Here is a 21711-nt window from a genome sequence, read left to right as displayed (position 1 = left end):
AGAAATAGGCCGGATAGTCTTGTCCGACTAGTAAGCTAATGTGATAGCGCTTCCCGCCCAAACGAATTGGAGAAAGCAACGGTTACAAAAGTACAATATCATTGGCATTTGCTACCTCAACATTTTGTTGATTAAGCTGTTGGAGCAATACCGTGGACGAAATTCGCGCTCGTGCTACTGCAACGGTTGTCTTTTGCTCATCGACAATTTCAACCATTTCTCCGGTTGCAAATTCGCCTACTACTTCCCGGACGCCTACGGCTAGTAGGCTACGGCGCTGTTGAAGCGCACGCACGGCACCTGTGTCGATTCGGATTTGCCCGACTGCCAAGCTACCGCTGCCGAGCCATCGGTTTCTCGCCGAAAGCGTAGTCGGTTGTGGGATAAATTCGGTTCCTACATCACCCTCTAAAGCCTTGGCTAAGCTATCCGGTTCGTTAAGGCCGAAAATGACCACGCGAATACCCATACGGGTTGCCAGTTTAGCAAATGTGAGTTTTGAGGCCATACCACCCAGCCCGAGCGAGGATTTATCGGTTCTGACGACGCCAAAAATTCGTTCGTCGAAGGCCGTGACTTGCCGGATGATTTGCCCATTGGTATCAAGCAACCCACCGACCGACGTGCAAAGCATCAGCGCTTCGGCTCCGAAACCCACGGCAATCAGGGTAGCCAGTTCGTCGTTATCCGAAAATTTAAGTTCGCGGTTGCTTACAACGTCGTTTTCATTGGCAATCGGGATGATATCGTTGGCCCACAGTTCCTCGTAGGTTTGCTTGAGCTGTAAGAACTGGTCGCGGTTGGCAAAATGGTGGCGTTCGCAGAGGCTCTGGGCTATGGACACCCCATAGATCGAGAAAAAGCGCGAGTACTGATTAAGCAACAACAAATTGCCGACAGCCGCAGCCGCTTTTCGTTGGCTGATCTCCCCCCGGTAATCGTGGATTAGCGCCTTGCCCGCTCCAACGGCACCGGACGAAACAAGAACTAGTTTATAGTGCGGATGTAGCCTTGCGACTTGCCGAGCAATGTCCACCATAACTGGCTCGTTGGGTTCGCCAGTTGGCTTGGTGATGGATGCCGTCCCAAATTTGAGTACAAGAACAGGTTTTGACATGTAAAGCCCCGCTTATCCGCGCTAATTTACGGGATAGAGGGGCACAAAAATAGTAATTGCTACCTGATGTCAGCGGGAAAACTACTCCGTTATTGAATCACCCGCGTGGTTTTTAAACAGATGTTCCAGCGCTGGTTCGTTGAAACGGGCTTTCTTGCGTAGCGCGGATTTAAGCAGCTTCATATAATCCGGTTTAGGAATCTCGATGGCACCGTACCGGCGAACATTGTCGTTAATAAACTGTGTGTCAAGGAGTTGAAATTTTTGTTGGCGCAGGGTCAGGATTAGGTAGTGAAACGCCACCTTCGAGGCATTACTAACCAGGTGAAACATGGATTCACCAAAAAAAGCAGCCCCCAACGACACCCCATATAAGCCACCCACTAAACGGTTTTCAATATACGTTTCCACGCTGTGAGCCAGGCCCATCCGGTGCAGATCCGTATAAGCCCCAATAATTTCTTCTGAAATCCAGGTACTGTCTGATTCCGAACGAGGTAATGAACAATAGCGCATAACCTGTTCAAAATCAGTATTTATTCGGATCTCGAACTGGTTTTGGTTTATGACGGGTCGTAAGGAACGGGCGGGCTTGTAGGTGTCAATCGGAATGATGGCGCGTGGGTCGGGAGCGTACCAATACAGCGTACCGTCAGCGTCGGCCATCGGGAAAATACCGTGGATGTACCCATAAATCAGGTCGTCGGCGGACAGCTTGTTCATCAAACAAAAAGGTGCGTTCTGGGCAAATATAGAACAAATAGTCGATGAATCGGGAGAATAAAGCGTAACCATCTCTATCCGGCTGAGAAAGGCTGCAACTGGGCCAATTGTTGATATAACTCGAAAAAAACCGATATATTTCTGCCTTTTTTAAGTACATCTATCACACTGTATATGTTTTCTTTCTCGTTTAGGCATCGGCTGTGTCTACTGGCCGTATTTTGTACACTATGCCTAACTGCCTCCGTAGCGCAAAAAGCACAACCGGCAGGACCCGTTGTAAAATTCGGCGTAATCTATCCTGATCAGTTTACCAGCAGCACCGCCGATTCTACAGCTTCGGCTGTCATTCTTTATGATTACGGCGAGGTGACCTTTGACCGAAACGACAATGATTTATGGCTTGTGAGTCAGTATCACGTCAGAATCCACATTCGTAAGAAAGCTGCGTATGACCGGGCTACAATTCAACTGCCCGTTCGGATCGGTCATTTAGGTCAGCATGAGTCGGTCTCAGACTTTGAGGGGTATACCTACAATCTTGTGAACGGCAACGTATCCACTGATCGGCTGACCAAGGCTGGTCATTTCACCGAAAAAGCGTCGGATCAATTGATGATTGAGAAGTATACCTTGCCCAACGTTCATGAAGGATCGATCATTGATTACCGCTACACCGTCCGCACACCATTCAGCGTAGGCTACAACCCCCGTACGTGGCGGTTCCAGCAAGACGTACCCGTTAAATGGAGCGAATACCGCATTACTATTCCTGATTACTTTTACTATAAAATGCTGCTGAGCGGTTATTTAAGAATGATCGTCAACGAGCAGACAAAGGGTAAGACTCACCTTTTGCCAGGTCAAGATGATGTACAGACTTCTGTGTACCGGTTTGCGATGAAAGATGTTCCCGCTTTTCGGGAAGAGGCTTACATGACGATGGAGGATGACTACATGGCCAAGATCGAATTTGAGCTGGCTAGTTATCAACTGCCTGACGTGACGGGCATACGCCGGAAAGATTTTTCGGTTGGCTGGGATGCTTTTGACAGAACGTTACTTAATGACGCCGATTTTGGTGGTAAGATCAAGCGTACCGGTTCTATGCGGGAAACGGCTAAAGCGTTACTCAGTCAGCAGGCCGATACCTTATCCCGGATAAAGTCAGCGTATGAGTTTATTCGCCAGAACATCAAATGGAACGACGAAGCTTCGTTATGGTCGACGGAGTCGACAAAGAAAATAATCGACAACAAAAAAGGAAATGCCGCCGATATCAACTTACTGTTGATCGCGCTGCTGCGGGAAATGGACATTGATGCCAATCCGGTTGTTCTCAGTACTCGTTCGCACGGGCGCATCAACGAAGCTTACGCTTTGATAAAAAAGTTTAACTACGTTGTTGCTCAGGTATCGGTTGGCGGGAAAGATATGCTGCTGGATGCCACCGATCCTTACGTAACGCTCGGAATGTTACCGGTTCGCTGTCTGAATGGAACAGGCCGACTTGTTCATCCGACAAAGCCGCGTTTTGTATCATTACTGCCTCTGGAACGGGATGTTGAAGTGTACACCGGTACGTTTACCCTTAATGACGATGGGGGAATAAGTGGTAAGTTCATTCATTCTCATGGTGGCTATAGCGCCTGGAACGCACGCAGGGAGCTTGCGGTAGAAGGGAAAAAGAAATTTCTCGAGACGATTCAAAAGCAACGACCAGCCTGGCAAATTGAGCAGGCTACGCTTCCGGATGGGGTTTCCAGTTCGGGAGCCTTCACGACGGACTACACGATAAGCATACCCGAAGCCTGTTCTCGGGCGGGCGATCGTTTGTATTTCTACCCCATGCTGACCGAAGCGCACAGAATCAATCCGTTCAAAGAAACGGAGCGGCTTTATCCCGTTGATTTTGGTGTACCGATAGAAGAGAATTTTACGGCTACCTATACACTGCCGAAAGGATTCCGGGTGGAAGAAATGCCTAAACCAGTTTCTATGTCATTACCGGGCGACGGGGGCCGCTTTCTATATCATATTTCGGTCAATGCCGAAAACCAGCTTTTGGTTACCAGCCGCTTTATATTACGCCGACCCCTGTACTATGCCGAGGAGTACGGGGCTTTACGCGAACTGTTCAGTCAGGTAATAGCAAAACAGGCCGAGCAGGTGGTGTTGAAACGTGAAACCGTAGCGGAGACGCGCTGATCTGTCATGAAAAAAATTCTTTTGCTTATTCTGGTCATGAGTCGGATGGCTGCGGGGCAGTCTGAATACCAGGCAAGCACCTTGCCACCTGCGCTTAGGGAGAATGCACACGCGGTAATTCGTCGGCACGAAACCGTCTTTTCGGTTAAATCGGCGGGAGAAGCTACCCAGCGGATTCGTAGTGTCGTAACGGTGCTGGACGAACAAGGCGACGACCATTCCAGAATGGTGGTGGGCTACGATAAATTGTCGAAAGTGGTCAATCTGGAAGGCGCTTTGTACGATGCAACCGGCAAGCTGATCAAAAAGCTGAAAAAACCAGATATTAATGATTACAGCACATACACCGATTATAATCTCTTCGACGATAACCGGGTTAAATCGGCTTCGTTTCCCAAGCAGCCTGCTTACCCATACACGGTTGAATTTGTTGTTGAGACGCTTGAGCGAAACCTGATGTTTTATCCAACCTGGATGCCGCAGGATGATGAATACGTATCGGTTGAACAAGCCTCCTTTACAGTCAATATGCCGGCTGGACTTGCACTACGGTACAAAGAAATGAACATTGCTGCGCCAAGGAAAGAGGAGTCGTTGATCAATGGTGGTAAAACGTACGTCTGGACGTTAACCAACTCGCCGGCGGTGGAACTGGAGCCGTTGTCTCCTCCGGCCAGGGAGCAACTACCCATTGTCTACACAGCACCCACTGATTTTGAGGTGCAGTCGTACAAAGGAACGATTACGAGCTGGAGCGATTTAGGACGGTTTTACTACAACCTTAACCAAGGCCGTGATCGCATTCCTGACGACCTGCGGCAGCGCGTAATAGACCTGACGAAAAGTGAAACCACTACAGCCGGTAAGGTGCGAAAGGTGTATCAGTTTTTACAGGAGCAAACGCGTTACGTTAGCATTCAGTTGGGAATAGGAGGCTGGCAAACCATTGAAGCGGAGAAAGTAGCTGTTGGTAAATACGGCGATTGCAAAGCTCTGACCAACTATGCCCAGGCTCTGTTAAAGGCCGCGGGCGTAACCGCTTATCCGGCTTTGGCAAGGGCTGGCGACAAAGAGCCGGACCTCCAAGCAAACTTCCCCAGCTTTCAGTTTAATCACGTTATCTTGTGCGTGCCGAACGAGAAAGATACCCTTTTTCTGGAATGTACCAGCTCCCACGATCCGGCTGGCTACGTCGGTGATTTTACGGGCAATCGTCATGTGTTACTCGTTCTGCCGGAGGGGAGTCGGTTGGTCAAAACGCCAATGTATCGAGCAATGGACAATTGCCAGCAACGACGGGCGACGGTCACGGTCAACGAGCAGGGGGACGCAAGCGTCGATTTGGTGACGTGTTATACGGGTTTTCAGCAGGATGATCACGTAAATGCCATCCATAGTCTAAACCCCGAAGATCAGCGTAGCTGGCTGCTCAAACGCATTGCTATTCCTGCTTTTGAACTTGACTCGTTTTCATTCCGGAAACAAACGGGTGCCATTCCCTCGGTTACTGAACGGTTGGGATTGTCGATCCGCCGATGGGCAAACGCTAGTGGAACACGCTTGTTTCTACCCCTCAACCTAATGTCGGCGCTTTCTCCTGCTACGCCGTTGACGCAGCCACGCCAGACCCCCGTCGAATTAGGGCCAGCTTATGATTTCGATGATAGCGATACCATCACCTACCAGTTACCCAGAGGATATAAGCCCGAATACCAGATCGAGCCATTGACCATTGAGTCAAAATTCGGGACTTACCAAGCGAAGTTGGTTATGGATGGCGAGCGGGTTGTTTATATCCGACGAATCACAATGCATCGGGGACGTTTTCCCGCGCCAGCTTATGCCGAGTGGGTCGATTTTCGCAAGAAAATAGCTAAAGCTGACCGGACGCAGCTCGTGTTTGTGAAACGGAGTTAAACCAAATCCTTTTCGCATTGTCGAATGTTACGTGTAAAAGATTTAACGAACAACCATGAAAAAAGGGATTATTGTCTTGCTGGCTGCGCTGCCGCTTTTGCTTAGCCGGTGTTCTGTCAACCAGCAACTTTCGCAGGCAAAAGCCTTGGGCGATTGCCGATACACCATTGCTTCGGCTGACAGCGTATTTCTGGCTGGTACCGATATTCGCGAGTTCCGGAAACTCGAAGACCTCAATCCGGCTCGCTTTCCTCGGCTGGCGGCTGGGTTGCTGACGCGAAATGTGCCCCTCGATGCCCGGATCAACCTTGATATTACGAATCCAACGAATAAGCTGGCTGGAATCAACCAATTGGAGTATAAAGTGATCTTGGCCGGGCAGGAACTGTTCAACGGTTTTCTGAATCAACGGATCGAAGTTCAACCCGGTGGTGGCCGTACGCGCATTCCTGTGCGGCTGAATGCTAATGCCTATCAACTGCTGACCGATGCGAAAACCCGCGACGCTTTTACGCAACTCGTTCAAAACTTGTCGGGTTCATCGGGTACGCAGCCATCGAAACTAACGATCAAGATCAAGCCTACGCTGGCGCTTGGCAACAAGGCCGTCAACTATCCAGGCTATATCACCATCGATCAGGAAGTGACAAATAAAATTTTGCTCGGCAATTGATCCAGTTGCTGCGCTGAACAACTGATGCCATCTGGTATTCCAGTTCCTGCGTTGCCCATCAGTAGCATTTCGTACGCCCCGGCTTTTTTAGGCTGGGGCTTTTTTATTCTATGTTAAACGGATTAAAACTGTACGATCTGATGCGTCAACTTTTTTTTACCTTGATACTAGCGGCTGTCGCAACCAGCGGGCAAGGGCAAAGCAACCGGATACAACTGACACACCAAGAAGCGCAGAAACGGGTGGAAGTAACGGTTGATGGCAAACCCTTTACGGCGTATATCTACCCTGGACCTGCGGTGCTTAAAAAGCCCGTTCTCTATCCGATTCGGTCGGCGGGTGGCAACTTCATTACGCGTGGCTGGCCAATGGACCCGCGACCCGGCGAACGAATCGACCATCCGCACCATGTAGGTATGTGGTTTAATTACGGCGACGTAAACGGTCACGATTTCTGGAATAACTCTACGGCTGTCGGTCCCGAACACAAAGGACCGTTTGGCACTATCGTGCACACCGGAGTAAAGTCCATGAAAAGCGGTAAGGACAAAGCCGAAGTGGTGGTGACCGCCGACTGGCTTGATAAAGACAATAAGGTTATGCTTCAGGAGACAACGACTTTCGAATTTCGGGGTACTGCCGACAGCCGTACCATTGATCGCATTACTACGTTGAAAGCTGCGGATAAAGATGTTCTTTTCAAGGATAACAAAGAAGGTATGATTGCGCTTCGACTGGCCCGGCAACTCGAACAGCCGTCTACCAAACCCGAAGTCTTTACCGATGCGCAGGGAGTGGCCACCAAAGTACCTGTGCTCGATAACGCGGGTGTAACAGGAATGTACCATAGCAGCGAGGGTGTTGAAGGCGATGCTGTTTGGGGTACGCGCGGCAAATGGATGAACCTGACTGGCGTCGTGAACGAAGAACCCGTCTCCGTCGTCTTGCTGGATCATCCGCAGAATGTTGGTTATCCAACGTACTGGCATGCCAGAGGATATGGTTTGTTTGCTGCTAACCCGTTAGGGCCTGCCGTGTTTACGGATGGTAAAGCTCCGGCTATGAACTATACGCTACCCGCTGGCAAGTCGGTTACATTCCGGTATCGGTTGCTTATCCAGTCTGGAAAAACATCAGACAAATTTATAAGCCAGCAGGTAGCCGGATTTGGTCGCTGAGCCTCACAGAGTTGCGGCTGAAGAATACATATGATATATTTGTTGATTAAGAGAACTCCAGATTCTATGTAGGACTGGTGTTTCTACTTCTATCCATATGTATTTTTCACCTTTATTGATCCGGCTCGGTATTGTACTTTGGCTGGTAACGCTGGAGAATGGTGTCGCTCAGGTCGTGTATACACCGCGTAACCCGCCTGTAACAGCATTCAACGGACTACAAACCATTCAGAACGACCGAATCAAGGTCGGCGTCGATTCTCGCTACGGAGGGGCCATTACGTACCTGTCGGTTGTCAATGGGCCAAACATGGTCAATAACTTCGATCTTGGCCGGCAGATTCAGATTGGCCTTTACAGCAACCCAAACCCTTACTCGGAGAATGGTATCCAACCCCGGCAGGATTGGGTTGGATTAGGCTGGAATCCAATTCAGGCCGGTGATATTTACGGCAACCCATCGAACGTTCTGGATTTTCAAAAGACCAACGAGCTGCTGTACGTAAAAACGCACCCACGCCATTTTCCGCTAAACAATGTACTAGGCGAATCGTACATTGAACACTGGATAAAGTTGGTTGGGAATGTGGTGAAAGTGCACGCAAAAGCAACGCTTTTTCGGTCCGACAAAACTCCGTATGAAGGGCGTCAGCAGGAGATGCCCTGTATTTATCTAAACGGGCACTACCACAACATCTACGCGTATACAGGCAATAACCCTTTCGCAAATGACGCGCTTACCAAAATTCGTCCGCCGGTGAGCTTCGGTGATATTTTCCCCACCGAACCCTGGATGGCGTCTACCGACGATAATGGTTTCGGTGTAGGACTTTATTCTGAAGATTCATACGATTGGAAAAAAGGTTATTTCGGGAGCGATCTGGCCGGTGATGAGTTCACGCAGGATGCATCCTATATTGCAAACACGCCTTTCGTTATCCTTGATCACAACATTACGTACGAGTGGGATTACGAAATGGTCGTTGGTAGCCTGCCGGATATTCGGGCGTATATGTACGCAAAACCGCGTCCAGCATCGGGACCCAACTACCGATTTGATACCTCGCGTCGGGGTTGGCATTACTTTAATGCTGTTGATACCGGATGGCCAATTCAAGGGTATCTGGACATCAAACTGACTAACAAGCAACGGGATCTGATTCAGTCTCCTGGCGTTTGCTGGAAGGGTAGCAACAATACTAAATTATACCTGAGAGCGGCTTTTCAAACGCAGCATAATTCGTTTCGTTTGTCGTGGAAGAATCCGGGACAATCGCACATAACGCGTGGCTCGGATCAGTATCTGGATTTCCCAATTAATAACGACGGCCAGTTTCATACCTATGAAATCGATTTGAGTAAGAAGCAGAACTGGCAGGAGTCCACTATTTCGCAGATCGAGTTTCGGCCACCCCCCGACGGACCCGACGTGAGCGGATGGGTAAAAATAGGATGGCTGGCTACCAGCGCTGATGGTCCCAAAAACAGTCCGGTTTCTGGTAACGTACCGGTTGTGACCACGCCCGTAGCACTGGCTCCGGCTAGCCCGACAGCTTGTCCGCCAAAATGTGTACCGTTCGTCGTACAAAAAAGAGGTAAGTAAAAAGGGCAGTCGTTTGACTGCCCTTTTTACGTTAGTTCAAGTGAACCAGCGCAGACCGATAAACGCGCCCTTCGAGCGAGTCCAGCCATGTGCGGAGCGTATTATTCTCGTGGCTGGCCCGGTTGAGCTCAGCGTCGATTTGGCGAAGTAGAAAAAACAACTGGTGAACGTGTAGCCACTGCTGATGGAGTCGATTGGTATCCTCCGGCGTGCGTGCCTGCTGACGAGCTTCATGCGTCAGTTGGCGCAGGCTCATCTTCAGGTGATAGCGCAGAATCATCAACCGGCTGGCCATCGGTAACTCGGTCGGGTTGCGCTCCATGTGCGATATACCTTTGGCAAGCACGTTATTACGCTGTTGGAGCTGATCGGAAACAATCATCCAAGCTTGCTCGGCCTGGAGGGCTTCATAAGAGACGGTTTTCATTGCGAGTAGTACATTACGGTTTATGAACAAATATACAGATTTGGCCGACTTTACAAGGGGTGTAATCTTATTTTTATAAAATTTTAATTTGTTAAACGGTACGTTAGCCAATGATTAGATAAGGAAAGTGCAATTTGGTTTAATACCTCTTTGAAACTATTTATACGGACAGCCCTTTTTTGCAGACAGCGAGCTTGATAGAGGTAATGGTTGTATGTTAGTTATAAAATTCGCGCTGAGTACACCCGTAGGCTACTGGCTGCTGATACCTGCTGCGCGTTGAAGATAAGTAGGCACTTTACCAGAAAGGATTTATCTTCGCGCTGCTGCCGTAAACTCCATAAACTGCTTACTTAGACATGGATCCTATTTATAAAGCGTTGATTGTGTGTACTAATCACACCGATTACCCGACCAAATCGCATAAAACAGGGCTTTGGCTGAGTGAGGCTACGCATTTCTATGACGAGTTGGCGGATCGCAAGCTACCCTACGACATTGCCAGTCCAAATGGGGGCCGAGTGCCGATTGATGAAAAAAGTATAGACCGGCGCGATACCATCAACGAAAAATGGTATAATGATCCCACTTTCCGGCATAAACTCGAGCACTCGATCCGCTTAGACGACGTAAATCCCGCTGATTACCAGATCGTGTACTTTACAGGGGGCCATGGTACGATGTGGGATTTTCCGGACAACCCAACCTTACAGGCCATAACCCGGCAGATCTACGAAAATGGTGGCTTTGTAGCGGCTGTTTGTCACGGAGTCAGTGGCCTGTTGAACGTCAAGCTCTCCGACGGAACGACATTGATTGATAACCGACAGGTGACTGGCTTCTCGAATATGGAAGAGAAGTTGGCGCGGCTCGATGATCAGGTTCCTTTTCTGCTGGAAGATGCCTTGCGCCAGAAGAATGCGCTGTACAGCAAAGGGATTCTTCCCTTCCTGCCGTATATTGAAGTGGATGAGCGCTTGGTAACGGGACAAAATCCGCTATCGGCCCGTAAGGTAGGCCGTAAGGTGATGGAGGAAATGTACGAGAAGTAGTACTGTAAATAGATTGAATAAGGAGTTGAATCAATGACCGTAGTGATCTGGCCAACTCCTTATCCTTCGGTCAGCTAAACAAAGACAGTAGGAAATACCTCGCGGAGCGGCTTCAGTTCCATATCCTTCTCGGAAACGATTGGATTGCTAACCCCCCAGTTGATATTTAGATCAGGGTCATTCCAGATGACGCCTGCTTCGGAGGCTTTGTTGTACACGTTCGTACATTTGTAACTAAAGATGCTATCTTCCAGCGCGACGAAACCGTGGCCAAAGCCTTCCGGGATGTAGGCCATGTTAGCCAGCTTCGCGTCTAACAGAAACGTTTCGTACTGCCCGAACGTCGGTGAATCAGGTCGCAGATCGACGGCTACATCAAGCACTTGGCCGGTTATGACCCGCACTAGCTTTCCCTGAGCAAACGGATCGTTTTGCATGTGTAGGCCACGTAAAACTCCCTTTACCGAGAATGATTGGTTATCCTGCACAAACTCCATGGGCAAGCCCAGCGTTGCAAATAAAGTTTTGTTGTAGGACTCAAAAAAATAACCGCGTTCGTCTTCAAACACGCGAGGAATAAGTTCAATCAGGCCGCTAATAGAAGTTTCGCGAACTTGCATAGGAGATAGTAAAATGGTAAAAGTGCGCTTCTTGTCCTGCAAAGCTACAAAAGACAGACCGTAGTTTGTAACTTTGTGAGCAACCAATTTACTAAGTGGGTTTACTTCACGAGTATGACATACAAGGAATTAAGCGAACAAATTTTTAGAAAAAAATCCTACCTGTGCGTTGGTCTTGATACCGATCCCCATAAACTTCCTTCGCATCTGCGAAACGAAAAAGACCCCGTATTTGCGTTTAACCGGGCTATCATTGACGCTACGGCTGATCTGGCCGTGGCTTATAAACCGAATATTGCCTTTTACGAAGCGCAGGGCCCTCGTGGCTGGGAAAGCCTGCAACGAACGCTGGAATGCATCCCTGCCGATTGTTTCACCATTGCCGACGCCAAACGTGGCGATATTGGAAACACATCCAGTCTGTACGCTCGTACCTTTTTCGATCCGGAAGCTGCTGGACTAAATTTTGATTCGGTTACGGTTGCGCCTTACATGGGAAATGATTCGGTTACGCCATTTCTAGCCTATGAAGGCAAGTGGGTTATCCTGCTTGCGTTAACGTCTAATTCGGGTAGTGCCGATTTCCAGCGTCAGCCCGTGGGTGAGCAGGAATTGTTTGAGATCGTGATTCAAACCGCTCAGACTTGGGCGGGCCCAGATCGGTTGATGTTCGTTGTAGGAGCAACGCAGGCGGATGAATTGAGTCGCATCCGTGAACTGGCTCCGGACAATTTTTTGCTTGTTCCAGGCGTAGGCGCTCAGGGTGGTTCGCTGGCAGAGGTATCGCGTCGGGGCCTGACGACGGCGGGCGGGTTGCTGGTGAATGCATCTCGGAGCATCTTGTACGCATCAAGCGGAACCGATTTTGCCGAGCAGGCGCGGGCCGAAGCCCAACTGCTTCAGACAGAGATGGCACAGTACCTGTCTGAATAACACAAAAAAAGGCGTTCAGCCTACATAGAGTATGCTAAACGCCTTTTCGCTCGCTGTTCAGGTTCGATTAGAACCAGCCAGCCCCAGGGATTCGGAACGGCCACGGAATCATAGCCAGTATCAGGAGCAGCCCAAGACCATAAAAAATAGCAATTAGCCGCTGTTTGGATGCCGCATTGGTAGCCCGTTTGGAACGTGAATAACCAATGGTAATGAGTATAATAGCGATCAACATACCCGTGATATGCTCGACCGTATAAAAGCGATACAGTTTGTCGCTAATTTCGTTGAAATTCACTTTAGGGCTGATAAAATACAAAAGCAGTCCGATTACTAACTGAAGGTGGGCACTGATCAGCGTAAAGAGGTATAGCTTGCGGTTGCCGTCGGTGTAGTCGCTTTTCGCAAGCGCACTTAAGACGGACGCAACTAACAAAACAAGAGCAATCCAGCGTAAGCCGGAGTGGGCATGGAGTAAGCCGGTATACATACGAAATCAATTTTGGCGTAAAGAAACAACCAAAATGCCAACTTACAGTAGCGATTGGTTGTTTGATGACTATGATTCTTTACAACACTACCTATAGCGTGGCCAACGAAGTCGAGCATGACTGGCTCCATTGGATGAAAACCAGCCACATTCCGGCTATGCTGTCAACAGGTCTGCCCATCAGTCATAAGTTGCTCCGCCTGTTGACCGAAATCGATAACGGCGGTGTGACTTATTCCGTACAGCTTGACTTTAATGCCATGGAGGATTATTTCACCTACCAAAGTCTTCATGCCGACGAGATGCAACAGCAGATGCATGACCGCTTCGCCAATCAGTTTGTATCGTTCGATACCCTGCTGGAAGATGCGTAAAGAATAAAGCTTTACAGATCCAGCAAAAGGTGCTGCTCACACAGGATAGGCTGTTATCAGCTATCCTGTTTTTTTATTTTCTTGATCAGCTGTTCTGCTTCTTTGGGGTCAGTCGTTGGAAAATCGACGGGTAGTGACTCCAACAACTCGGTAATAACCGACGCTATAATCAACTGCTGATTGGGCCGATCGTCGCTGGGTATGACATACCACGGATTTTGCCGGGTTGCGGTAGCATTAATCGTGTCCTCGTAAGCCTGTAAATAGTTGGGCCAGAATTCGCGCTCTTCGAGGTCGCTTTCGCTTAATTTCCACTGCTTCTGAGTGTCTTCCAGTCGGGCAATAAGTCGCTTGCCTTGTTCTTCCTTATCAACATTCAGATAGAACTTTACAATCGGGAAGCCGTTTCTGAAAAGGTAGTCCTCAAAATGCACGATGTCGCCGAAGCGTTGTTTCCAAAGCATTTTTTCATCCTTTGGTAATAAACCAGGTGGAATCATTTGCTGGCTCAAACGGTCGGGATGCACTCGTAGAGCGAGCACCTCCTCATAATACGACCGGTTAAAAACACCAATCTGACCCCGTTCGGGAAGCTCCTGCCAAAACCGCCACAAAAAGTCATGACTCAGGTCTTCTTTGGCTGGCTTCTTGAAAGGAGCTATCTGAAAGCGGGAGGGATTAACGCCTTTAAAAATTCGTCGAATGCTACTGTCTTTTCCGGCAGCGTCCATTGCCTGAAGTACAACCAGTAATCCGTAATGGCCATCGGCGTGCATTCGGTTCTGGGCCTGATCCATACGAGCGGCCAAATCGTCCAGCTGCCGGGTGTGATCTGCTTCGTCGGTATAAAAATTGGTAATCTGAGTTGGATTGTCAGCAATTAGGAATTTCTTTTTGCCATCAAACCGGAACTGGCTGGTTTTTAAGTTTTTCATGAACGATATACGACCGACAAGCCACAAGTAAAGGTGATTCGGCTGCGGACAGCTGAACTGAACTCGTTGACGTAGGCTATGCGCCACAAAGATTCTAGTCCGACCCGAGCCGTTTGTAAAGGACCTGCCTGCCAACTTAAGTGATTAAAGCAGGAGTACTTTACAGATAACTCCTGAAAGCAGGAATCGTTGTAAGTTGTTTTTAGAAGATAGGGTGTGTTGTCGCCTATTTTCATCAACAGATTGCCGGTTGGTTATCGGCAGAACCCTGTAGAGGGGTGAGAAAAGCGATAACATTTACATTGACTCTCAAGCGTGGTGAAAGCCTATCGGAGAAGAAATAAATGATGCGCTGGATTTTGAACTCGCCAGCGCATCATCATGCAGAATAAGCGGAGTACTTAATAGACTTAACCTTTTGTCGTAAGTGTGGATAGAAGTAGAAAGTTGCGTCAGTTGGATTAGTGCACAACAGAACTTCGACTGCGAAAAAGCGATTATTTCTGAAAACTACGATAGCAAATTTCCCAACTGCCTGCTATTTCCTACGAAAGCGACTTTTTTACGAACGAGCTTATCATGCTTGTGTCTTTCCTTTGGCTATTCATCCTTGTAGTCAGGCAATTATCATCGTGCCCACACCCTCAATCTCTCGTTTTATCGTATTATTACAGTGTGCAAATCGTTTTCTTAACAGGCTCTCTTGTCTGTTAGCTGGTAGAATGGATCAACAAGTACGCAGATTGTTATTTCTTGGAATGGCCCTTACAGGATTACTGTCGTACTCCACTTCTGCACAACGCCCGCTAGTAGGTAAGTACTTGTACGAGAAACTGGCGAAAACCCAGCAGGAATATAAGGAAGCGATAGCCACCGGCGATTCGATGGAAGTTGCCGAGAAGTGCTATTTACTAGGCAAACGCCATAGTGCAGTGGGCGATTATGTGACAGCGCAGGCTTGGTTCATTCGATCATTGCGCATCAGAGAACCGCTTGGGCCTTCCGAGAACATTGGTAAGGTGCATCTGCGAATGGCAGAAAACCATATCGTTCAGAGGCAGCATGGGCAGGCAATGACTCATGCTCGTCAGGCGATGGCCAACTTCAGCCACGTTCGTTCACAACACGGCGAAATGGGGGCTTTCATTGTGCTGGCTGGCGTTCACGACCTGGGTTGGCGAATGAATCGAGAGAAAGCGGGATCGATACCGGAAGCTTCGTTAGACAGCGCCCTATTTTTTTTTAGGAAAGCAGAACGATTAGCCATCGCCCTCAAAAAAGCACCAGATATTGCCAATGTCTACCTATGCATGGGGAAAACGTTAGCGTTGCGAAATGGTAATCTGGCTCTTCCATACCTAAAAAAAGCCTATGCAATTAATTTGGAGCAGAAGACCCCCTACAGCATCATTAATAGTTTACAGGAGTTGGCCAGTTGTTACTTGGCTATTGATCAGCCACTCACCGCCAAAAAATGGCTGGATCAGGCGGCTTATGTGCGTGATACGGCCAGGCACGGGGACTACTGGCAGAATGGGCTTCTGGAAGAAATCTACACAAAACTTTATCAGCAAACCGGTCAGTGGAAGCTAGCTTTCGAACATCAGCAAAAGTACAATCAGCTTCGTATGGAAGCGCTGAACGCTGACCGGGAGGGGGCAATAGCACAAGCCGAAATGCGCTATGAAAGCGAAAAAAAAGGAGTGCAGCTCAATGCACAAAAGCGGATGACCTGGATGACGACGGTACTTTTTGGTATAACGGCTATCGGTTGTCTTGTTTTTTACTGGCTATTCCGAAAATACCGTCGGCTTAGTGAGCACAATGCCAAACTAGTAAAAGAGCAGAACCACCGGGTCAAAAACAATCTTCAGTCCATCACGAGTCTGCTTGGGCTACAATACAATCGGCTGACCGATCCTGCTGCCAGAGAAGCCGTTGAGGAAAGCCTTTTGCGTGTGGAAGCGATGGCGCTGGTGCACCAGCGTCTGTATGATGGAGAACGGCTGGTTGAAGTGGATCTTAGGGAATATATTCCTGAGTTAGTCAGTGGCGTGTTGCGCAGCTTCAATTTTGATCATGTTCAGCCCAAGTATACCCTGAGTCCAATATGGCTGGATGCCGACCGAGCCATTAGCGTTGGTTTACTGCTAAATGAGCTAGTGACTAACTCGTGTAAGTACGCATTTCCAGATCACCCAAACCCATCTTTAGAAATAAGCTGTCAGGAAGTAAATGGAAAGCTCAACGTTCTGTTTTTAGACAATGGGCCTGGGTTTACGCCCAAACCGAAAGCAAATTCGTTTGGCATGAAGCTGATGGATATGATTACCCAGAAACTAAAAGGGAAAAGCTATTTCAACATGGACAACGGTTGTTCGTTTACACTGTCGTTCGACTTATCAACGCTGGTTACTCTTCAATAGCCCGCTCTCTATTGTTACAGATATATACTACTAATGGAAACGCCTTTACGAATTCTAATTGTTGAAGATGACTTGTTTATGGCCACCGATATGGAAGAGAGCCTAGGTAAGTCAGGCTACATCATCTGCGGGATGGCAACCAGCTATGAGGCTGCGATCAGGAGTATGGAACAAAGCCAGCCCGACATCGTGCTGATGGATATCATGCTAAACGGGCCGATTGATGGCATTACAACGGTAAAAGAGCTAATGCGCATCAAGTGGGTGCCTGTCATTTACATAACCGGAAATTCGGAAGCGGAGACGTTTAAGCGGGCAAAAGGAACGTTTCCGGCTGCTTTTTTACATAAACCGGTTCGTGTCCGCGAATTAGCCGCTCAAATTGATTTAGCCATGCATAATTTTTACGCAGGAAATATTGCGGGTTCACCTGAATTGCCCGATCACACGTTTCTACCTACGGGTAGTGGTTATATTCGGGTTATTAAGACCGAGATTCTCTTTGTAAAAGCGGATCGTGGCAACAGTGAACTGTTTTTAACGCCAGCGGGCTTTCATCGAATTTATCCTACCAGGACGTACCATGCCATCAATATATCATTAAACCTGGGTAGACTCTTACCCTACCTGTCCGCCGGGTTTTATCAATTGTCGCGTTCGCTGGTTATCAATCTTGCTTACATAGACCGGATTGAGTCGAATCAGCTCTATATCGGTTCGCACGAAATTGCCATTCCCGATGGAGCCCGAAAGCCCCTGATCAATTACTTACAAGTTGTCAGGACACGTTAGTATTCATTTTTTACCCACTCAAATCAGCGCTGCGGTTTAGGTAAAAGTAACCAGCTTATAGGCTACAAGAAAAAAGCCCGGCTTCAAATTGAGTCGGGCTTTCTACTTCTATCCACACCAAAACAAGCAGTTCAGAAGAACAAAGCTCGTTTTTCAGCGCAAAGCTATCATTTGTTACTTAGTATCAAATATTTACTGGTACTAATACTACTATAAGGCTACTTTATAGTTAGTGAAATATGACTACATAAGCTGTGGCGTATGCTATAGCGTTAGGAGGACATGATGGTATAGCTGGACAAGCAGCAGATTTAAACTTTATTTCGATTCTATTATGTAGAATTGCTTAGCAGTCAGTAAATCGGATAACACAACCAGCGATCGTAGCGTTATTCGTAGAAATTAAAGCTATAAAAGTTAAGGGCAGGTTATCAATATGAAATCTGTTGATAATCTCCGGTGGCTATATCGGTTTACCGCTACTATACACTTTGCCATGAAAAACAAATTACCTATGTATCTCTATGTCGTCATTGGTCTGATCCTGTTGGCGCTTGGGGTGACCTATTACGTAGGGGGGATTCGGTTGTAGAAGAAAAGCATTCCCCTGTAGTTGTCTTTATTTCATTACATTGTTTGCACAACCCCTACACATTCGCTTATTTTGCACTCCCATAAGGAAACAGCTGACGCTACGAGCTTGTAATGCTTATCTAATACAAGCCAGAATACGGATAAGATCAGCGGCTGTCAAAACACAAACAGAGAGGTGTCCGAGTGGTTGAAGGAGCACGCCTGGAAAGTGTGTATGCGGGCAACCGTATCGAGGGTTCGAATCCCTTCCTCTCTGCAATAGTACGCTTATAATGAATCGATGCCTGATACTAAACCGTATCAGGCTTTTTTTTTGGCCCTTTTTGGCCGTTCCGCCCCGATTTTGTTGGCTGATGACACCTCCGGTAGCACCCTGAAAAGTCTGGTAGCACCCCCTCGCAGCCTAATATTAAAAACCGATTAAAAGGATTATACCGCTTAATCAACAAAATCGAATGGCCCCCCTTTACTAATTCGCTTCACCCGCTGCACTAAATGCAGCACATATGAACATTTCAAGAATGGACATTAGCTTTTGGAGACGCAGAAGCAAGCAAAACGGTAAAGCCGTGATTTATTGCCGCATCACGGTAAGCGGCGAACGAATTGACATCGGTAGTACTGGCCATACTATCGGGTGGGAAAACTGGGACGGTGAGCGGGTAACAAAAGCCGAGCCTGAATCCTACTTCATGAATGGCCACTTAGACACCATGCGTGATCAGCTGCGGGCTCACTACAGCGATTTATTCAGAAAGAAAGAAAAGATCACAGCAGCCAAGATCAGACGCTTGTTTGAGGGCCAGAGCTCTGCTGTTAGTTTGCTATCAGCCTTCGAGCTTTACTTGAAGGATTGCCAGGCCGATGCTGAGCGCAACCTGGTAGAAGAAACTATTGGCGTGTATGACAACGTCCGAAAAAAGCTCACTGACTTTCTGATCTCGCGCAAAGCCATCGATCTACTCGTTGAAGACTTCGACTTGACTTGGGTGAAAGCCTATCGGGGTTGGATGAAAAAATTTAAGCAAGCCAATGGCAAAATCGGCCATGCTGATAGCTACATAGCTAAGCAAACGCAGACCATCAAAAACGTCATTGCGTGGGCCAAATTGAACAAATTGACCGATAAAAACCCTTTAGACGGCTACAAAGTGAAAGGCATAACCTATGGTGACCCGGTCTTTTTGACCAATGATCAATTCGAAACCTTATTAAAGCATCGCTTTAAGAGTCCAAAGCTCCAGCAAGTGGCCGATCTGTTTATCATATTATGTCGAACTGGCTTTCACTATGGTGATCTCGAAGACTTCATCAGAGTGCACAAAACGGCCCTGCGGCCTGGTATCGATGGCGAGGTGTGGCTGATGAAAGCCCGCATCAAAAACGACGTGATGGCTAAGATTCCGCAATTTGATGAGGTCAAAAAGATCGTGGCTAAATATGGCGGTTGGGACCAGTTGCCGCTCATCAGTTTGGTCAAGTTCAACTTCTGGCTCAAGCTGGTGGCCGCTGAAATGAATCTGCACCCTGAGCTCAGCAGCAAGGCTGGTCGGAAAACGTTTACCGATTGGTGCTTCAATACGCTCTGCCTAACCACCGACGCGGTCAAAGTGCTGCTCGGTCGAAAGTCTGATAAGGGTATGGAAGTTTACGGCAAGCCCGATGAGCGTCGAGTCTCGGTCGAACTGAAAGCCAGTAAAGCGATGCAGGCCCGCCAACGAAATAAGGTTTCCTGACCAGTCTGCCAATTGATAATAGCTTGGTCAATTGATCAGGCTATTGTTAGTTGCAATTTTAGTCAATTACAACCACTTTATTAACGAACTAAACATGATCAAAATTAATAAGTTTTCAATATTTAATTTATCGATAAGGTTTCTCTTTCATTGAGAAAACTAGTTCGATATACCGAGTTTATGTAAGAATGATTTATTTTCTAGAAACTTCAAAGTATAATCTAAAATATTTAATAATTGTTCTTGTAGTTTGAACTTGTACGTTGTATAATTTATATCACTTGAAAAATTGTTACTTACATTCGAATAGTAACTGACATTGCCGCTATACTGGTTAGTTATATTCCACCCGACAGGAAGAGTAATTGGTTTATCTAAGAAGTCGGATAAAGGTAGGTCAATCAATTTACTTGTTTCAATGCTATTATAGATTTCAACTGACATCCTTTTATCATTGATATTAGCGAAAATACTTTTTGCATCATCAAAATTCATTAAAAAGTGCATTAGTGGAATGACAATTTTAATAATTGGAAGTGTCAACGTATCGTCAAATAACAGCTTTTCATTACGAAACTCATTTGATATATTTTTAAGATAATTATAGTCGCCAAATATTGTCGTTAGTATTTGTATTATTTTGAAAAATTTGAAATCATTGCTAGAGATATAAAAGGAATTTATATTATTCTTAACAGGAAATTGGTAATTATCAGCCCAAACTGCTTTGCTCAAAATGCGAAGATTTCCTGACATTTTATACTTTAAAGTATTGTCTGCTTCGTTTATTATCTGCGGAAATTCATATTTATTTAAAATAAATTCATTTGTTGGAGATAGTCTCTCATGTTTGACAATATTCCTGATAGATATTTTATTGTTCTTAGTGAAAAAAGCTAGAAACAATCCTAATAATTTTAATTCTTCATCGTCTAATTCTGATGAAAAATTATGTTGGCAATGGTAAGCAATTGAAGCTTGATTATCAAAATGAAAAATTTCTGTCGAATAGAACTTTCCTATATATCCTTGAAAATCAACGCCTTCTCCATATTTATGTTTGTATATTTTTTCAATGTTATTGATGCTACAAACAATTATAATTTTATCAAAACCAAATTTGTTTTGATCATATTCGACTTTGTTGTTAAAATAGTTTTGATGAACACTAAATATATTTAATATTCTAAATATGTGTTCGGGGTCTAATCTATCAAAGTCATCAATTATTAAAACGTTTTCCTTTATACTATTTGTTGATGCGTAATCAGGGTTGTTGTATTTTATAGCTTGTAATGAAGTTCTGATGATTTTAGTAATAATGTCATCTTCGTAAATTGAACCTTTAACTTTATTCTGCGATGATATGAAATCTAATAACTTATCATACTCACTTTTATTGGAGTCGATAAGGCTCGATTTCTTCTTAAGAAATTCTTCTCTTAATTTTAAGGATTTTAAAATTACGTCGACACCTTGTTTTACAATAGGTATATCGAGGTCTTTTATAGTCTCAAGAAGAAGTTTCGCAACCTCTTCAGGACTACTTTCTAGTAGTTGCCAAGCATACAATTCATCGCTGAATATTGGGGTTGAAGCTACTTTGAAATCGGAAGATAGTAGAATTTGAATTGCTATATCTAGCTTAATATATTCAAAAATGTCTTCATTGTTACCAACAATGTATTTAACGGGTGACAACCAAAATGGTCTATAAACATTGCTATAGTTAAAGTAGTTTTCTAGAAAGAAGCTTTTACCATAACCAAATGGTGCAGAAAATAGAATATGCTTATTATCGTTTTTATTTAGATGCTTACTAAATAGCTCAACAGCTGTTTCAATGCTTACTCTCATATTAATTCGATAAATGTTATGGGTTCAATCAAAAGTTTATGTACATACTGAGGATT

The 21711-nt window shown here is 46.4% G+C and carries 18 protein-coding genes and 1 tRNA gene; 12 read left to right on the top strand and 7 right to left on the bottom strand.

From position 1 onward, the window contains the following. Positions 1 to 82 precede the first annotated feature (82 nt). Both proB and aat read right to left on the bottom strand, forming a co-directional pair. Entirely contained in the window at positions 83 to 1117 is a 1035-nt protein-coding gene (gene proB, locus LQ777_RS18090) for a glutamate 5-kinase (protein ID WP_232559340.1), read from the bottom strand. Between the two features lie 81 nt (positions 1118 to 1198). Continuing rightward, positions 1199 to 1840, bottom strand: a complete 642-nt coding sequence (gene aat, locus LQ777_RS18085) for a leucyl/phenylalanyl-tRNA--protein transferase (protein WP_232559339.1) — start codon at positions 1838 to 1840, stop codon at positions 1199 to 1201. A 174-nt stretch (positions 1841 to 2014) separates the two neighbouring features. On the opposite strand from aat, the gene LQ777_RS18080 reads away from it, so the two are divergent. The 5 genes from LQ777_RS18080 to LQ777_RS18060 all read left to right on the top strand — a co-directional run bounded on the left by LQ777_RS18080 (position 2015) and on the right by LQ777_RS18060 (position 9419). Then, the gene (locus LQ777_RS18080; RefSeq protein ID WP_232559338.1) at positions 2015 to 4048 is read left to right on the top strand and encodes a transglutaminase family protein; all 2034 of its coding nucleotides are present in this window, start codon (positions 2015 to 2017) and stop codon (positions 4046 to 4048) included. 6 nt (positions 4049 to 4054) lie between these two features. Further along, positions 4055 to 5965: a DUF3857 domain-containing protein gene (locus LQ777_RS18075; RefSeq protein WP_232559337.1), complete on the top strand. Its 1911-nt coding sequence runs from the start codon at positions 4055 to 4057 to the stop codon at positions 5963 to 5965. 55 nt (positions 5966 to 6020) lie between these two features. Continuing rightward, positions 6021 to 6638, top strand: a complete 618-nt coding sequence (locus LQ777_RS18070) for an LEA/WHy family protein (protein WP_232559336.1) — start codon at positions 6021 to 6023, stop codon at positions 6636 to 6638. Positions 6639 to 6778: 140 nt separating this feature from the next. Then, entirely contained in the window at positions 6779 to 7816 is a 1038-nt protein-coding gene (locus LQ777_RS18065) for a DUF6807 domain-containing protein (protein WP_232559335.1), read from the top strand. 97 nt (positions 7817 to 7913) lie between these two features. Beyond that, the gene (locus tag LQ777_RS18060) at positions 7914 to 9419 is read left to right on the top strand and encodes a hypothetical protein (protein WP_232559334.1); all 1506 of its coding nucleotides are present in this window, start codon (positions 7914 to 7916) and stop codon (positions 9417 to 9419) included. 31 nt (positions 9420 to 9450) lie between these two features. Here LQ777_RS18060 and LQ777_RS18055 read toward each other — a convergent pair whose 3' ends face one another. Then, positions 9451 to 9846: a hypothetical protein gene (locus tag LQ777_RS18055; RefSeq protein ID WP_232559333.1), complete on the bottom strand. Its 396-nt coding sequence runs from the start codon at positions 9844 to 9846 to the stop codon at positions 9451 to 9453. Positions 9847 to 10205: 359 nt separating this feature from the next. On the opposite strand from LQ777_RS18055, the gene LQ777_RS18050 reads away from it, so the two are divergent. Next, positions 10206 to 10898 (top strand): type 1 glutamine amidotransferase domain-containing protein, encoded by a 693-nt coding sequence (locus LQ777_RS18050; RefSeq protein WP_232559332.1) that lies wholly within the window; start codon positions 10206 to 10208, stop codon positions 10896 to 10898. Positions 10899 to 10972: 74 nt separating this feature from the next. Here the strand turns inward: LQ777_RS18050 and rfbC are convergent, their stop codons facing one another. Then, a complete protein-coding gene (rfbC, locus tag LQ777_RS18045) occupies positions 10973 to 11518 on the bottom strand; it encodes a dTDP-4-dehydrorhamnose 3,5-epimerase (protein ID WP_232559331.1) in 546 nt (181 codons plus the stop codon). 114 nt (positions 11519 to 11632) lie between these two features. On the opposite strand from rfbC, the gene pyrF reads away from it, so the two are divergent. Beyond that, positions 11633 to 12451, top strand: coding sequence for an orotidine-5'-phosphate decarboxylase (gene pyrF, locus LQ777_RS18040; RefSeq protein ID WP_232559330.1), 819 nt, complete (start codon positions 11633 to 11635; stop codon positions 12449 to 12451). Positions 12452 to 12518: 67 nt separating this feature from the next. Here the strand turns inward: pyrF and LQ777_RS18035 are convergent, their stop codons facing one another. Then, a complete protein-coding gene (locus LQ777_RS18035; protein WP_232559329.1) occupies positions 12519 to 12941 on the bottom strand; it encodes a cytochrome B in 423 nt (140 codons plus the stop codon). 71 nt (positions 12942 to 13012) lie between these two features. Between LQ777_RS18035 and LQ777_RS18030 the strand changes: the two genes are divergently transcribed. Continuing rightward, positions 13013 to 13315 (top strand): DUF4286 family protein, encoded by a 303-nt coding sequence (locus tag LQ777_RS18030; protein ID WP_232559328.1) that lies wholly within the window; start codon positions 13013 to 13015, stop codon positions 13313 to 13315. Positions 13316 to 13371: 56 nt separating this feature from the next. On the opposite strand, the gene LQ777_RS18025 is transcribed toward LQ777_RS18030, so the two are convergent. Beyond that, a complete protein-coding gene (locus LQ777_RS18025) occupies positions 13372 to 14250 on the bottom strand; it encodes a PPK2 family polyphosphate kinase (protein WP_232559327.1) in 879 nt (292 codons plus the stop codon). Between the two features lie 758 nt (positions 14251 to 15008). Here LQ777_RS18025 and LQ777_RS18020 point away from each other — a divergent pair. From LQ777_RS18020 to LQ777_RS18005, 4 genes are all read left to right on the top strand, one after another. Next, complete coding sequence (locus tag LQ777_RS18020) at positions 15009 to 16676, top strand: sensor histidine kinase (protein ID WP_232559326.1); 1668 nt, start codon at positions 15009 to 15011, stop codon at positions 16674 to 16676. A 33-nt stretch (positions 16677 to 16709) separates the two neighbouring features. Next, positions 16710 to 17468, top strand: coding sequence for a response regulator (locus tag LQ777_RS18015; RefSeq protein ID WP_232559325.1), 759 nt, complete (start codon positions 16710 to 16712; stop codon positions 17466 to 17468). Positions 17469 to 18231: 763 nt separating this feature from the next. Next, positions 18232 to 18318 (top strand) — tRNA-Ser (locus LQ777_RS18010). Positions 18319 to 18568: 250 nt separating this feature from the next. Beyond that, the gene (locus LQ777_RS18005; protein ID WP_232559324.1) at positions 18569 to 19798 is read left to right on the top strand and encodes a phage integrase SAM-like domain-containing protein; all 1230 of its coding nucleotides are present in this window, start codon (positions 18569 to 18571) and stop codon (positions 19796 to 19798) included. A 159-nt stretch (positions 19799 to 19957) separates the two neighbouring features. Here the strand turns inward: LQ777_RS18005 and LQ777_RS18000 are convergent, their stop codons facing one another. Then, positions 19958 to 21655, bottom strand: a complete 1698-nt coding sequence (locus tag LQ777_RS18000) for a hypothetical protein (RefSeq protein WP_232559323.1) — start codon at positions 21653 to 21655, stop codon at positions 19958 to 19960. Positions 21656 to 21711: the final 56 nt, after the last annotated feature.

Origin of the sequence: Spirosoma oryzicola (assembly GCF_021233055.1) — a bacterium.
In the GTDB taxonomy this organism is placed as follows: domain Bacteria; phylum Bacteroidota; class Bacteroidia; order Cytophagales; family Spirosomataceae; genus Spirosoma; species Spirosoma oryzicola.
The sequence above is the reverse complement of the archived record's forward strand: the minus strand, read 5'-3'. Positions and strand labels throughout refer to the sequence as shown.

Bases quoted from the DNA above. Each gene is read 5' to 3' on its own strand.
- proB (WP_232559340.1), bottom strand. From the start codon at position 1,117: ATGTCAAAACCTGTTCTTGTACTCAAATTTGGGACGGCATCCATCACC.
- aat (WP_232559339.1), bottom strand. From the start codon at position 1,840: ATGAACAAGCTGTCCGCCGACGACCTGATTTATGGGTACATCCACGGT.
- LQ777_RS18080 (WP_232559338.1), top strand. From the start codon at position 2,015: ATGTTTTCTTTCTCGTTTAGGCATCGGCTGTGTCTACTGGCCGTATTT.
- LQ777_RS18075 (WP_232559337.1), top strand. From the start codon at position 4,055: ATGAAAAAAATTCTTTTGCTTATTCTGGTCATGAGTCGGATGGCTGCG.
- LQ777_RS18070 (WP_232559336.1), top strand. From the start codon at position 6,021: ATGAAAAAAGGGATTATTGTCTTGCTGGCTGCGCTGCCGCTTTTGCTT.
- LQ777_RS18065 (WP_232559335.1), top strand. From the start codon at position 6,779: ATGCGTCAACTTTTTTTTACCTTGATACTAGCGGCTGTCGCAACCAGC.
- LQ777_RS18060 (WP_232559334.1), top strand. From the start codon at position 7,914: ATGTATTTTTCACCTTTATTGATCCGGCTCGGTATTGTACTTTGGCTG.
- LQ777_RS18055 (WP_232559333.1), bottom strand. From the start codon at position 9,846: ATGAAAACCGTCTCTTATGAAGCCCTCCAGGCCGAGCAAGCTTGGATG.
- LQ777_RS18050 (WP_232559332.1), top strand. From the start codon at position 10,206: ATGGATCCTATTTATAAAGCGTTGATTGTGTGTACTAATCACACCGAT.
- rfbC (WP_232559331.1), bottom strand. From the start codon at position 11,518: ATGCAAGTTCGCGAAACTTCTATTAGCGGCCTGATTGAACTTATTCCT.
- pyrF (WP_232559330.1), top strand. From the start codon at position 11,633: ATGACATACAAGGAATTAAGCGAACAAATTTTTAGAAAAAAATCCTAC.
- LQ777_RS18035 (WP_232559329.1), bottom strand. From the start codon at position 12,941: ATGTATACCGGCTTACTCCATGCCCACTCCGGCTTACGCTGGATTGCT.
- LQ777_RS18030 (WP_232559328.1), top strand. From the start codon at position 13,013: ATGATTCTTTACAACACTACCTATAGCGTGGCCAACGAAGTCGAGCAT.
- LQ777_RS18025 (WP_232559327.1), bottom strand. From the start codon at position 14,250: ATGAAAAACTTAAAAACCAGCCAGTTCCGGTTTGATGGCAAAAAGAAA.
- LQ777_RS18020 (WP_232559326.1), top strand. From the start codon at position 15,009: ATGGCCCTTACAGGATTACTGTCGTACTCCACTTCTGCACAACGCCCG.
- LQ777_RS18015 (WP_232559325.1), top strand. From the start codon at position 16,710: ATGGAAACGCCTTTACGAATTCTAATTGTTGAAGATGACTTGTTTATG.
- LQ777_RS18005 (WP_232559324.1), top strand. From the start codon at position 18,569: ATGAACATTTCAAGAATGGACATTAGCTTTTGGAGACGCAGAAGCAAG.
- LQ777_RS18000 (WP_232559323.1), bottom strand. From the start codon at position 21,655: ATGAGAGTAAGCATTGAAACAGCTGTTGAGCTATTTAGTAAGCATCTA.